This window comes from Lacicoccus alkaliphilus DSM 16010, from assembly GCF_900142805.1.
Lineage (GTDB): Bacteria > Bacillota > Bacilli > Staphylococcales > Salinicoccaceae > Lacicoccus > Lacicoccus alkaliphilus.
The window spans coordinates 15056-27045 of the sequence record NZ_FRCF01000014.1 but is presented as its reverse complement, the minus strand read 5'-3'; the positions used below and the strand labels follow the sequence as shown (position 1 = coordinate 27045).

Annotated in this window: 13 protein-coding genes; 7 read left to right on the top strand and 6 right to left on the bottom strand. The window is 49.4% G+C overall.

Annotation, left to right across the window (positions count from 1 at the left end; genetic code table 11):
- Nucleotides 1-2 precede the first annotated feature (2 nt).
- The 3 genes from gabT to BUA12_RS11625 all read left to right on the top strand — a co-directional run bounded on the left by gabT (nucleotide 3) and on the right by BUA12_RS11625 (nucleotide 2940).
- Complete coding sequence (gene gabT, locus BUA12_RS13125; protein WP_072710825.1) at nucleotides 3-1304, top strand: 4-aminobutyrate--2-oxoglutarate transaminase; 1302 nt, start codon at nucleotides 3-5, stop codon at nucleotides 1302-1304.
- Between the two features lie 95 nt (nucleotides 1305-1399).
- Nucleotides 1400-2224: a dihydrodipicolinate synthase family protein gene (locus BUA12_RS11630; RefSeq protein ID WP_072710790.1), complete on the top strand. Its 825-nt coding sequence runs from the start codon at nucleotides 1400-1402 to the stop codon at nucleotides 2222-2224.
- A 266-nt stretch (nucleotides 2225-2490) separates the two neighbouring features.
- Nucleotides 2491-2940, top strand: a complete 450-nt coding sequence (locus BUA12_RS11625) for a GNAT family N-acetyltransferase (RefSeq protein WP_072710789.1) — start codon at nucleotides 2491-2493, stop codon at nucleotides 2938-2940.
- Here BUA12_RS11625 and BUA12_RS11620 read toward each other — a convergent pair.
- Nucleotides 2935-3849 (bottom strand): LysR family transcriptional regulator, encoded by a 915-nt coding sequence (locus tag BUA12_RS11620; RefSeq protein WP_072710788.1) that lies wholly within the window; start codon nucleotides 3847-3849, stop codon nucleotides 2935-2937. The genes BUA12_RS11625 and BUA12_RS11620 overlap by 6 nt on opposite strands.
- A gap of 155 nt (nucleotides 3850-4004) precedes the next feature.
- Here BUA12_RS11620 and BUA12_RS11615 point away from each other — a divergent pair, with 155 nt between their 5' ends.
- Nucleotides 4005-5138, top strand: coding sequence for a 5-methyltetrahydropteroyltriglutamate--homocysteine S-methyltransferase (locus BUA12_RS11615; protein WP_072710787.1), 1134 nt, complete (start codon nucleotides 4005-4007; stop codon nucleotides 5136-5138).
- Between the two features lie 180 nt (nucleotides 5139-5318).
- Here BUA12_RS11615 and mgtE read toward each other — a convergent pair whose 3' ends face one another.
- Together mgtE and BUA12_RS13250 are read right to left on the bottom strand one after the other, a co-directional pair.
- Nucleotides 5319-6671, bottom strand: coding sequence for a magnesium transporter (mgtE, locus tag BUA12_RS11610; RefSeq protein ID WP_072710786.1), 1353 nt, complete (start codon nucleotides 6669-6671; stop codon nucleotides 5319-5321).
- On the bottom strand, nucleotides 6643-6771 hold the full coding sequence (locus BUA12_RS13250) for a hypothetical protein (RefSeq protein WP_281248140.1): 129 nt from the start codon (nucleotides 6769-6771) through the stop codon (nucleotides 6643-6645). Before BUA12_RS13250 ends, mgtE begins: the two co-directional genes overlap by 29 nt.
- 230 nt (nucleotides 6772-7001) lie before the next feature.
- Here BUA12_RS13250 and BUA12_RS11605 point away from each other — a divergent pair, with 230 nt between their 5' ends.
- From BUA12_RS11605 to BUA12_RS11600, 3 genes are all read left to right on the top strand, one after another.
- Nucleotides 7002-8402 (top strand): YfcC family protein, encoded by a 1401-nt coding sequence (locus BUA12_RS11605; RefSeq protein WP_084670184.1) that lies wholly within the window; start codon nucleotides 7002-7004, stop codon nucleotides 8400-8402.
- A gap of 28 nt (nucleotides 8403-8430) precedes the next feature.
- Nucleotides 8431-8586 carry a hypothetical protein gene (locus BUA12_RS13120; protein WP_178138269.1) on the top strand — a complete coding sequence of 52 codons (156 nt, stop codon included), beginning with the start codon at nucleotides 8431-8433 and terminating at the stop codon, nucleotides 8584-8586.
- A gap of 118 nt (nucleotides 8587-8704) precedes the next feature.
- Complete coding sequence (locus tag BUA12_RS11600; protein WP_072710785.1) at nucleotides 8705-9085, top strand: VOC family protein; 381 nt, start codon at nucleotides 8705-8707, stop codon at nucleotides 9083-9085.
- 82 nt (nucleotides 9086-9167) lie between these two features.
- Here the strand turns inward: BUA12_RS11600 and BUA12_RS11595 are convergent, their stop codons facing one another.
- The 3 genes from BUA12_RS11595 to BUA12_RS11585 are packed head-to-tail and all read right to left on the bottom strand — an operon-like array spanning nucleotide 9168 to nucleotide 11990.
- Nucleotides 9168-10457: a TRAP transporter large permease gene (locus tag BUA12_RS11595; RefSeq protein WP_072710784.1), complete on the bottom strand. Its 1290-nt coding sequence runs from the start codon at nucleotides 10455-10457 to the stop codon at nucleotides 9168-9170.
- Complete coding sequence (locus BUA12_RS11590; protein WP_072710783.1) at nucleotides 10454-10951, bottom strand: TRAP transporter small permease; 498 nt, start codon at nucleotides 10949-10951, stop codon at nucleotides 10454-10456. Before BUA12_RS11590 ends, BUA12_RS11595 begins: the two co-directional genes overlap by 4 nt.
- A 28-nt stretch (nucleotides 10952-10979) precedes the next feature.
- A complete protein-coding gene (locus tag BUA12_RS11585) occupies nucleotides 10980-11990 on the bottom strand; it encodes a DctP family TRAP transporter solute-binding subunit (protein ID WP_072710782.1) in 1011 nt (336 codons plus the stop codon).

The window sequence follows — 11990 nt, the reverse complement described above, 5'->3', positions numbered from 1 at the left end:
ATATGGACAGAACTCAGGAGCTTCAGAAAAAGAGAGAGCAATTCGTTTCCAAAAGCATCAGCAATGGTAATAAGAGTATCGCATCTTACGCCCGGGGGGCGACGATAACAGACCCTGAAGGCAGAGAAGTGATTGATTTTGGAGGTGCAATCGGGGTCTTGAATGTCGGGCATAGCCACCCGAAGGTTACAGAAGCAGTCAAAAACCAAGCTGAAAAATTTTTACATCCAGGTTTCAATTGTATCATGTATGAAAGCTATATAGAACTGGCAGAAAAGCTATGCGGCCTCACACCAGGTGATTTTGAAAAAAAAGCAGCTTTTTTTAATTCTGGTGCTGAAGGAGTAGAAAATGCAGTTAAGATGGCAAGGAAATACACCGGCAGGGCGGCCGTCGTCTCCTTTAAAGGAGGGTTCCACGGACGCACAAACCTTACGATGAGTATGACAAGTAAAGTGAAGCCTTATAAAAATGGTTTCGGTCCATTCGCATCAGATATATATCATGCGCCCTATCCCAATGTATACCGTAGACATCCGTCGTTGACTGAAGAGGAATATACTGAAATGATTACAGATGATTTTTATAAGTTCTTCATAGAAACAGTAGCACCTGAAAATGTGGCATGTGTGGTTATGGAACCCATCCAGGGCGAAGCAGGATTTTTGATTCCCCCAAAAAGCTTTGTAAACGCAGTCGCACAATTCTGTAAAAAGCATGATATTGTTTTTATCGCCGATGAAATTCAAACGGGCTTTGGTCGGACCGGTAAATTGTTTGCATCCGAACATTTTGGAACAGAGCCTGATCTCATGGTGGTTTCAAAATCATTATCTGCAGGCCTGCCTTTAAGCGGGGTAGTGGGGAGATCAGAAATTCTTGACTCGGCCGCAACAGGTGAGATTGGTGGTACATTTGCTGGGAATCCGGTTGCCTGTGCAGCTGGGCTGGCAGTGTTGGAAGTCATCCAAGAGGAAGATCTCTGTAATAAAGCGGAAAAGATTGGTCAGAAATTGGAGGAGCTTTTGAAAAATTATCAAGAACGCCATTCGTTTATTGGAGAGATTAGGCGTTCAGGAGCTATGGTTGCAGTTGAAATTATAAAGGATGATAAGAGGCACACCCCGGACAAAGAAACTAAGAACAAAATAACCAGTTATGCTAATGAGAATGGATTGGTTTTGCTGTCAGCCGGGGTATTTGATAATGTCATCCGCTTCCTGACACCACTTGTTATTACAGAGGAAGAATTAAATAAAGGATTGGAGATACTTGGAGAAGCAATCGAGCATGCTGGAAAGTGATATAATCATAGGGAAGTATAATGGATTAATTAGGGATAGAACCTGCATAGGTTTTATCCCTCTATTTTTATATCAATTTGAAAGGATGCAGTTGTATGTTGAAAGAAAAGATGCATGTTGCGGTACCTACAGCGTTTGATGAGGACGAGTCCTTAAATATCGGGAAGACGATCAAGCATGTTAAAATTTTGTATTCACGCGGTATCCGCTCCGTCATGGTTTCCGGGACCACCGGTGAACAACATAGTTTAAGTCTGGAGGAGAAGGTGAGCCTGCTCGAGGCAATTGAGAATGAGCCATCCTTAACTGAGGAAATGGAAATCATCATGGGCGTCTCAGCAATCAGGCAAAAAGATGCAGAAGAATTGGCATCCAGGGTGGGGGAGTCGAATATTTCAGCGATGATGCTGGGCTATCCGCCCTATATCATCCCTTCTCAGGAAGAAGCCGTGGCTTATTCGGAAATAATCATAGAGGCGGCTGGCAAGCCGGTCATTCTATATAATAACCCTGGTCGTACGGGCTTTGATTTATCAGCGGAAAGCATCATCACTTTGAGCCGCAACACCCGGGTCATAGGAATAAAAGACCCGGGTGACAGCGATAAAATGGGTATATTGAAAGAAGCAATCGGTGATGGTTTTCTTTATTACGCCGGCGGTGAAGTCGGCCTGGAAGATAAAATAACTTCGGGATATAACCGTCTTTCTTCGATTTCAGGCAACCTCCATCCTGAAGAAGTGAAGGACTGGTTCAGGAAACTGCTGTCACGTGATGCTCTGACGGAAGAAGAATCAAAGGCATTCAATGATATCAGGAACGACGTTTTCAGCGGCAACGCCATATTGAATATAAAGCAGGCGTTGACCGATGAATATGGGGCAACATGGGTGTGCAGGCGACCGATAGGTAACCAGTGATGTAGAGGGAGGGTGTTTCATGCCACGAAAGATGTGGAAGTCCTGGTTTCGTGTCACAGAAGGGCGTCTCATGCCACGAAAGATGTGAAAGCTCTGGTTTCGTGTCACAGAAGGGCGTTTCATGCCACGAAAGATGTGAAAGCTCTGGTTTCGTGTCACAGAAGGGCGTCTCATGCCATGAAAGCAGCAAATGCCGACGCTTCATGTCATCACCAAAATGAAATTCCCTGGAAACCCTGCTATAATCCAGTAAAAGGGGTGAGGCAATGGATTTCAGATTCGCGACGGCGGACGACCTCAAGGATATCGTGGCGATGCTCGCGGATGATGAGCTGGGCAAAACGCGTGAGACGGTCTCGGAGACTGTAGAAGATAAGTATCTCGGCTCATTCAAGGACATCGAGGCACAAACGGGCAATCAGATCCTGCTTTCCACCGAGAACGGCACGATCACCGGCTGCCTGCAGCTCACTTTCATCCCGACGCTTGCAAGGGGCGGGATGAAGCGCGCGCAGATCGAAGGGGTGCGTGTGCACAAAGACCACCAGAAAAAAGGCATCGGGCGGGCTTTATTCGAAGAAGCGATCCGCCTTTCGAAAGAACATGGCTGCGGGCTGGTGCAGCTGACGACAGACAAGCGCCGCAGCGGGGCGCATGCATTCTATCATAAGCTCGGCTTTGAAGTGACGCATGAAGGCATGAAGCGCTTCCTATAAAATTTCATATGACTCGATGCACTTCTCCAGCTCTTCCAGGTACAGTTTGGCCATCCGGCTGAGCTGTGCTTTTTTATTGGTCAAAGTCCCGACGGTGATCCGGTCATCAACCTCCAGTCTGACGGGGATGATCTCGGTGCCGTTCAGCTCCTCGCTCAAAATGCCGGTCGAAATGGTATAGCCGTTCAAACCGATCAGACAGTTGAATAAAGTGGCACGGTCACTGACGAGTATATTTTTGGGGACGTCCAGCGTCTTTAAGATCTCTTCGGAGAAATAGAAGGAATTGTTCTTACCCTGCTCGAATGACAACCTCGGGTAGGGCATCAGATCTTCAATGGTGACTGTCTCTTTATTCGCCAGGGGATTGTCCCTGCTGATGAAGACATGGGGATTGGCTGAAAATAAAGGCTCGAACGCCAGATGGTTCTCTTTGATGAGCTGGGAGATCACCTGCTCATTGAAACTGTTCATATACAGGACACCGACTTCACTCGTCAGGTTCTTGACATCGTCGATGATTTCAAATGTCTTCGTCTCCCTGAGGGTGAACTGGTACTTATCCCCGCCGTACTGTCCGATCATCTTGACCATCGCATCCACTGAAAATGAATAATGCTGGGTGGAGACCGACAGCAGCCGTTCCTGATAAGGCGAATCAAGGTACCGGTGTTCCATCAGGTTCACCTGCTCGACGACCTGTCTTGCATAGCTCATGAATTCCGCGCCGTCCGAAGAGAGGACGATGCCTGTGGACGTCCTGGTGAATATGAGGATGCCGATTTCATTCTCCAGCGTCTTGATGGCTTTCGATAATGTCGGCTGTGAAATGAACAAGTTTTTGGCAGCCTCATTGATGGAGCCTGTGTTCACGACTTCTATCAGATATTTCAATTGTTGCAGTGTCATCTGAACCCCTGCTTTCCAAATCGTAATGATTCACAGTATACCTTAAATCGGTCATAGCTTAAAGCTATATCTAAGCATGAATTTTAACTTTTATGCTATTGCTGAAATATATGTTAATCTTGATATATCATAAAAACATAGAGGAGTGGTAGGATATGACGACGAAAAGTATAAATGAACGGAAAACAGCACCTTACAGATTCGATAACGTGGGCAGTTTCCTGCGCCCGCTGCGCTTGAAGGAAGCACGTGATGCATTCGCCAAAGACACGATTTCTGAAGGGGAGCTGAAATCGGTTGAAGATGAAGCGATAGAAGAGCTGATCGAAAAGCAGAAGGAGATCGGCCTGAAGGCGATCACGGATGGTGAATTCCGCAGGTCATGGTGGCATCTCGATTTCATGTGGGGTCTTGAAGGCGTGGAGAAGGTGGAAGTCGATGAAGGCTACCAGTTCGCTGAAGTCGAAACACGTGCAGAATCCGCACGCCTGACAGGCAAGCTCGGCGGTTCGGGGCATCCTTTCATAGACCATTTCAAATTCGTGAACCGGTTTGCAGATGATGAAATCATTGCAAGGCAGACGATTCCGGCCCCGGCCCAGTTCCTGGCGGAACTGCAGCGACCGGACAACAAAGAGGCGACTGACCAGTTTTACCCGGATGAAGGGGCGCTTCTTGAAGATATCGCTGCAGCATACCGGACGTTCATCAAAGAATTATATGAAGCGGGCTGCCGTAACCTGCAGCTCGATGACTGCACATGGGGCATGATCGTCGATGAGGACTATTGGAAAAATATGGCGGGCGACTTCACGGTTGAAGATTTAAGCCTTAAATATGTGGAAGTGAACAACAAAGCCATTGAAGGTGCACCTGAAGACCTGGTGATCACGACACACGTTTGCCGCGGCAATTACCGTTCGACATGGGCGTCTTCCGGTGCATACGACACTGTCGCGGATATTTTATTCGGCGAAGAGAATGTGGAAGGCTACTATCTTGAGTTCGATACGGAACGTGCCGGTGGTTTTGAATCACTGTCGAAGGTGAGTGGAGATAAAGTGGTCGTGCTCGGCCTGATCTCTTCGAAAGTGCCGAGGCTTGAGGATAAGGAAGAGATCAAAGCGCGCATCGAAGAAGCGGCGAAGTATATCGATAAAGACAGATTATGCATCAGTCCGCAGTGCGGCTTTGCTTCTACGGAAGAAGGCAACAACCTGACGGAAAAAGAACAGTGGGACAAACTCCAGCTGGTCAAAGAGGTCGCAGAAGAAGTATGGGGTAAGTAATGGAAAAAAGGAGGCTGCAGCTGCAGCCTCCTTTTTGTTTGCAGACCAGGGTGAAATGGCGCTTTGAGGTGGCGGGCGGAAGCCCGTGATACAAGTGGCGGTCCGGACCTTGGGTTATGTCATGGATACGGCCCTATGCTGAAAAATATCCTCCTGACCCCTTATATGGGAGAGGTTCCATCATAACTGACCGAGCAGCGTCGTGGCGATCGTGAAATAAATGAGCAGCCCCATGATGTCGTTGATCGTGGTGATGAAGGGGCCCGATGCGACTGCCGGATCGATGTGCAGTTTTTTGATGATGAGAGGTATGAGCGCCCCGACGACTGCAGACAGGCTTAAGGTCGTTACGAGTGTCAGACCTACGATTGCGGCGAACATCATGCCACCATCCGGATAGAATATCGGGATCAGTATCATCAATGCAACCGCAGAGGCGGCACCGATCAGGAATCCTGTGCCCAGTTCGCGCCCCAGCGTCTTCAATACCGATCCGGGGCCGATGTTCCCGAGTGCAAGGTTGCGCACGGCGACCGTCAATGCCTGTGTCCCGGTGTTGCCGGCAGAATCCATGATGAGAGGGATGAAGGCCGACAACAGTACGACTGCCTCGAGTGTTTCCTCGAATGCACCGATGATGTTCGCCGTGATCATCCCGAGCAGCATCAGCATGATGATCCACGGGCCGCGTTTTTTGGCGGACTGGAAGATGGTCAGATTATAATCCATCGCCCCGCGGGTCGTACCCAGTTCACCGAAGTCCTCTTCGATTTCAATATGTACGACATCGAGGATGTCATCCACTGTAACGATTCCCGCAAGAAGCCCCTGATCCGTAACGACGGGGAGGGCGATCAGATCATACTTCTGTATCACTTTGGCGACATCTTCCTGATCGTCATCAACCCCCGCTGAAATGAGGTGGGTCTGCATGATGGAACCTACCCCGGCATCATCCGGAGCGATGATCAACTCCCTCAGCGAAGCGACCCCTTTCAAGCGATGGTCGGGACCGATGACATATACATAGTAGATGGTCACCGCCCGGGTCGCTTCGGCTGAGAGTTTCTCCATGACCTCACCGACCGTATCACTTTCCAATACAGCGATGTATTCCTTGGTCATGATCGTACCGGCACTGTCTTCTGCGTAGTCGAGAAGTTCCCTCACTTCCGCCCGGCCTTCCCCGGTCATGAGGGATATGATCTTCTCCCGGTAACCTGCATCCTGTCTTTCAAGGAAATCTGCGACATTGTCGGCATACATGGCCTCAAACATATGGGCAATATAAGCATCATCCATTTCCTCCACTGCTTTTTCCTGGTGTTGCAGGTCGAGCGCCTGGAAGATGCCTGCAAATGCACTTGGCGTGAGGTGCTGCTGAATCTGGAGATGCTGCTGCCGGTCCATATCCAGATATATCGCCGCCTGGTCCATGGGATGCAGATTCAGGAAGATTTCCCTGAATGTCCGGCCATCATCTTGCTGCAAGGCCATCTTTATTTCATTGTTGAAATTGATGATACGCTCCATCAAGACGCCTCCCTGTCCGCTTTCTCTTCGTCTCCAAAGTCTCACCGGATCTTTCGGGATAACCGAAAGCGGTGATCAGCCCCAATGTGATTTCACGCATTGACTTCACTCCTTCTGTATAATTTAACGATACCCGAGACTATGCATGTTCATTCCTTTTTAAAGAATAAAATGCTCCATACATGATGAAACATAATTTCCAATATAATGATTATATATGGTAACTTAAAACCAAAAATGCATGGCAGGTCCTATTCCCCGGGAAATTATGTAATAATAGTTTTTATGTAAGTTATTATAATTTTTCAAATATTGATTGGGGGTTTTGATTTGGCAAAGCATACAAATAAACGCAAGTTTGAGATGCCGCATATTTATGTGATACTCTTCATATTAATCGCAATCGGGGCAGCGGCATCCTACATAGTGCCTGCAGGTGAGTTTGCGCGTGAGGAAGTGGATGGGCGTTCTGTCATCATTCCGGGTACATTTGATTTCATCGCACAGTCGCCTGTGGGATTTTTTGAATTCATGACGGCGATACCGCGCGGGGTCGAGCAGACGGTCATCATCATTTTCGGTATCATGGCCATCGGTGCGATGTTCAAAGTCATCGAAAGGGCCGGGGTCATCGATATGATCATCAACTTTTTGATCAAACAGTTCGGCAACAAGGGGTTATTGATCATTCCTGTCATTGTCGTGCCCCTGGCGCTTTTCGTGGCATTGACGGGCAACATAGAATCCTCGCTGATCTTCCTGCCCGCCCTGCTGCCATTGTTCCTCAGGCTCGGTTTCGACAGGATGGCCGCGACGGCCACTGTGCTGATTGCAACTGTGGTCGGGTTCACGGTGGCGCTCACCGCGCCTGCGAACCTCGGGACCGCCCAGACGATTGCGGAACTGCCTTTATTTTCCGGTATGGGCTACCGCGCCATCGTCCTGACGGTGATGACGATCATCGGTATAGTGTTTGTAAGCTTCTATATCAAACGTGTACAGAAAGACCCTGGCAAGTCACTCATCAGTGATGATGTGGATGATGCCCAGTTCACCGAGAAGGATGCAGAGACGAAGGACGTCACGACGCGTACTGTGGTTGCAACGTGGGTCTTCATTGCAGCACTCGGTTTCATGCTGTTCGGTATCTTCCAATATCAGTGGTATTTCATTGAATTGGCCGGATTCTACATCCTGACCGGCCTGCTTGTCGGGCTGATCGGCGGACTCGGGCCTTCAAAAATTGCAGAGGCGATGAATCAGGGGATCAGGAATATTCTTCTGGGTGCTCTCATCGTCGGTGTGGCACGTGCTGTTTCTGTAGTGCTTGAAGACGGCGCCATCATGGATACGATCGTCCACGGCCTGAGCCTTGCCATCACCGCGATTCCCGAATCGCTCGTTCCGGTGGCCATGATGATCGTTCAGGGTCTGTTGAACTTCCTGATTCCTTCAGGCAGCGGACAGGCGGCGGCGACCATGCCGATCATGGTCGGCCTCGTAGACCTCACGGAGATGACAAGGCAGACCGCGGTCCTTGCGTTCCAGTTCGGTGACGGATTCTCGAATATATTCTATCCGACATCCGGTTACTTCATGGCGGCACTTGCGATTGCCCAAATCAAGTATACGGACTGGCTCAAGTTCATTTGGCCGCTGCTCCTGTTATGGTATGGGGCGGCTGCGATATTCCTGGTCATTGCATTCTTCATCGATTACGGTCCATTCTAAGCGATGATTCATGAAAGGGTGTATGAATATGAGATGTGGTACGAAGTGTTTCATTGTGACGATGGAAAAAGATGATGGGAAACAAACGTATGAAATTCCGGCACGCAGTGCTGCCGATGCCAGAAAAATAAGCCGCCGCCGCTACGGCGACGGCCTCATCATCCACTCCGTCCATAAGAAATGAGTGTTTTCAGCAGTTCCCTGCCAATGTGGCGGGGAACTTTTTCATCTTTTATATTTGTGTAATAGTAAACCGATACTTATAATTGGGATGCAAGGGATTTTAAGGAGGGGGAGTAAGTATGATAGACGGTTTGGAAAGTGTCATGTTATATGTGGACAACCAGGAACAATCCGTAGCTTTTTGGACGAAGGATCTGGGGTTTGTCATTAAAGCCGAAGATTTCATCTTCGATGATTATAAGTCGGTCGAAGTTGCACCCAGCCTGGATTCGGAGACGAGCATCGTGATTTTTGACAAGGCATTCATAAGGGAGGCCGGCCATGAAGTGAACCTGGAGACCCCTTCATTGATGTTCCGGGCGGGGGACCTGGATGCATTATATGCCGATTTGAACAATAAAGGCATCAGATGTGGAGATATCGTCAACACCCCGGACGGGCGTGTCTTCAATTTTTCGGATGATGAAGAGAATTACTTCGCGGTGAAGGAAGTAAGATGAGGCACATAAATAAAAGGATAATTGAAAACAGCTGTGATGAGTGAAGTCATCACAGCTGTTTTTGTATAAGGAAAGCCTGTCATCATTCGGCCAGGCCGGGCAGGAACATTGAAAATGCCGGTACGAATGCAAGGATGATCAGGCATAAAATCATCACGGCCACGAGTGGAATGACCCCGAAGGCGACCTTCTCGAACTTGACCTCTCCGACGCTTGAGGCGACGAACAAATTGACACCGAGCGGCGGAGTCACGAAACCGATCGCAAGCGCCACGACAAGGATGACACCAAAGTGGATCGGGTCCACGCCGACTGACGTGACAACAGGCAGCAGAATGGGCGTCAGGATGATCAATGCGGAAATTGTATCGATGAACATGCCGACGATCAACAGGAACAGGATGACGATGAGCAGGATGAAGACCGGGTTGGACGTCAGTGCCATCAGGCTGTCCGCAATCATATTCGGAATCTGTTCAAGTGTCATGAAGAAAGCGAATGACACCGAGAAGCTGATGATGATCATGGTCGTTGCATTGATGATGATCGTTTCCATGAAGGCTTCATATAAAGCTTTCCAGTCGAGTTCCTTATAGACGAATACACCGACGATGATGGCGTAAACGACTGCCGTCACCGCAGCTTCCGTCGGTGAAAAGATACCGCCGTAAATACCGCCAAGGATGATGACAGGGACGAGCAGCGCCCATTTGGCCTCCCATGTCGTTTTCAGGACGTCTTTAAAGACGAACTTTTCTGCACCTTCCTGAGGTTTATAGCCGCGCTTTTTGGAAAGCAGATACGCTGTGAGCAGCAGTGCCGTACCGATCAGGAGTCCAGGCAGTATGCCGGCCAGGAACAATGCCCCGACGGAGACGCTCCCGACCGCCCCGTAGACGACGAATGGAATCGAAGGCGGCAGTATCACCCCGACCGACCCTGCGGCGGCAGGAATGGCGGCAGAGAAGCCTTCATGGTATTTATTGGCGATCATTGCCGGAATCATGAAGCTTCCGATGGCGGCGACCGTCGCCGGCCCGGACCCTGCGATTGCTGCAAAGAACATACAGGCGACGATCGTCACGAGTGAAAGTCCGCCCGTGATCCACCCGACGAGTGCCGTGGCCATATCAAGCAGCCGCTTCGAAATGCCGCCCCTCCCCATCAGCACGCCTGCCAGGATGAAGAAGGGGATGGCCAGGAGCGAGAAAGAGTCAAGCGATGTGAAGGCTTTCTGTGCAATCAGGTTGATCGGAAGATCCGTGCCGAACCATATTGCAACCATTGCCGAGACACCCAATGAGATGGCGATCGGAACGCCGATCAAAAAACAGACGATCAAAACAGCGAATAATATAAGTATAATATTCATAGAGGTGCCTCCTCTTCGTCCTTGATGTTGGAGTAATCTTTCCTGGAAATATTAATAAGCTGCTGGACCAGGCGGACAGCCATGCTGAGGGCGCCGAGCGGCACCGCAAGATAAACGATCCAGATAGGTATTTGTGTGGCAGGTGAGAGCTGGGTGTACTGGAATGTTGCCATCACCAGCTGGGTGCCGAAAATCGCAACGAGCACGACCAGGAGAAACCAGATGATCGTCGAGGCGATATCCATGACCTTCCTCGTGGCCCCGTTGAACATGTCGACGAACGCCGTGACGCGGATGTGCTTACGTATTTTAACCGCATATCCTGCCCCGATCCAGACTTGGAATATGTGGATGTATCTGGCAAATTCCTCCGTCCAGCTGGGTGCATTCTGGAAAACATAGCGGCCGACGACCTGACCGAAAATCAGTGCGACCATGAGCACCAGAGTGGCAATCAGAAAACCTTCTTCAAATCTGTGGAATATTTTTTTCATATTCAGACCCCCTTATTTAATGACAGATTCACTCTGCCTCCTCAATTGCTGCTTCCAAATCTTCAAACAGTTCAGGCCCGAGCATTTCCCTGTACTTTTCGTATACAGGCTCCGCCCTGTCCCTGAAGGCCTGTTTTTCTTCATCGGAGACATCATTGACCTGGAGGCCGGCTTCCTTCATTTCCTCAAGGTACTCAACATTCTGTTCCTGTTCCAGTTCCCTCTGGTCTTCCCTGAACGTTTCAGCTGCATCCATGAGGATTTCCTGATGATCTTCATCAAGGGACTCAAAGAAATCGTTGTTCATCAGCAGTGCGATGGGCATATATACATGCGAAGTGAATGACATATACTCCTGCACTTCATAAAGATTGCTGGTGTACATCAATGCGATGGGCGCCTCCATGGCATCATATGTGCCCTGCTGGAGGGAGGAGTACATCTCCCCGAATGCGAAAGGTGAGGCATTGGCCCCGAAAGCATTGAAGAAATCCGTATGCACCGGGCTCTCAAGCGTCCTCATCTTCTGACCTTCTATATCTTCAGGTGTGTAGACCGGGTTGATGTTATTCGTGATATGACGGAACCCGTTTTCCCCGTAGACCAGCCCCTTGATATTGACTTCTTCAAGGCCGTCAAGCAATTCCTGCCCGAACGGGCCGTCGAGGACCGAATAGGCTTCTGCCTCATTTTCGAATAAGTAAGGCAGATCGAGGATCATGAAATTCTGATCGAACCCTGAAAGGCTGGCAAGTGCGGGAATGGTCATTTCAATGTTTCCGAGCTGGACGGCCTCTATGGCTTCCCTGTCCGACGGGAATAAAGAACCGGATGGATAAATCTCGACCCTCAGCTGTCCGCCGGATTCCTCTTCGACCTGTTCCTTGAATGCTTCCGCCATCATGTGGGAGGATTGGGTCGGATTGACCAGGTGTGCGATTCGGATCGTCTTCTGGCCGCTCTCCTCATCTGTGCCGGGTCTGCCGCAGGCAGATGATATCAATACCATCATCAGTATAATGAAGGTGAACTTCCTCAT

Bases quoted from the DNA above. Each gene is read 5' to 3' on its own strand.
- gabT (WP_072710825.1), top strand. From the start codon at position 3: ATGGACAGAACTCAGGAGCTTCAGAAAAAGAGAGAGCAATTCGTTTCC.
- BUA12_RS11630 (WP_072710790.1), top strand. From the start codon at position 1,400: ATGTTGAAAGAAAAGATGCATGTTGCGGTACCTACAGCGTTTGATGAG.
- BUA12_RS11625 (WP_072710789.1), top strand. From the start codon at position 2,491: ATGGATTTCAGATTCGCGACGGCGGACGACCTCAAGGATATCGTGGCG.
- BUA12_RS11620 (WP_072710788.1), bottom strand. From the start codon at position 3,849: ATGACACTGCAACAATTGAAATATCTGATAGAAGTCGTGAACACAGGC.
- BUA12_RS11615 (WP_072710787.1), top strand. From the start codon at position 4,005: ATGACGACGAAAAGTATAAATGAACGGAAAACAGCACCTTACAGATTC.
- mgtE (WP_072710786.1), bottom strand. From the start codon at position 6,671: ATGGAGCGTATCATCAATTTCAACAATGAAATAAAGATGGCCTTGCAG.
- BUA12_RS13250 (WP_281248140.1), bottom strand. From the start codon at position 6,771: ATGCGTGAAATCACATTGGGGCTGATCACCGCTTTCGGTTATCCCGAA.
- BUA12_RS13120 (WP_178138269.1), top strand. From the start codon at position 8,431: ATGAGATGTGGTACGAAGTGTTTCATTGTGACGATGGAAAAAGATGAT.
- BUA12_RS11600 (WP_072710785.1), top strand. From the start codon at position 8,705: ATGATAGACGGTTTGGAAAGTGTCATGTTATATGTGGACAACCAGGAA.
- BUA12_RS11595 (WP_072710784.1), bottom strand. From the start codon at position 10,457: ATGAATATTATACTTATATTATTCGCTGTTTTGATCGTCTGTTTTTTG.
- BUA12_RS11590 (WP_072710783.1), bottom strand. From the start codon at position 10,951: ATGAAAAAAATATTCCACAGATTTGAAGAAGGTTTTCTGATTGCCACT.
- BUA12_RS11585 (WP_072710782.1), bottom strand. From the start codon at position 11,990: ATGAGGAAGTTCACCTTCATTATACTGATGATGGTATTGATATCATCT.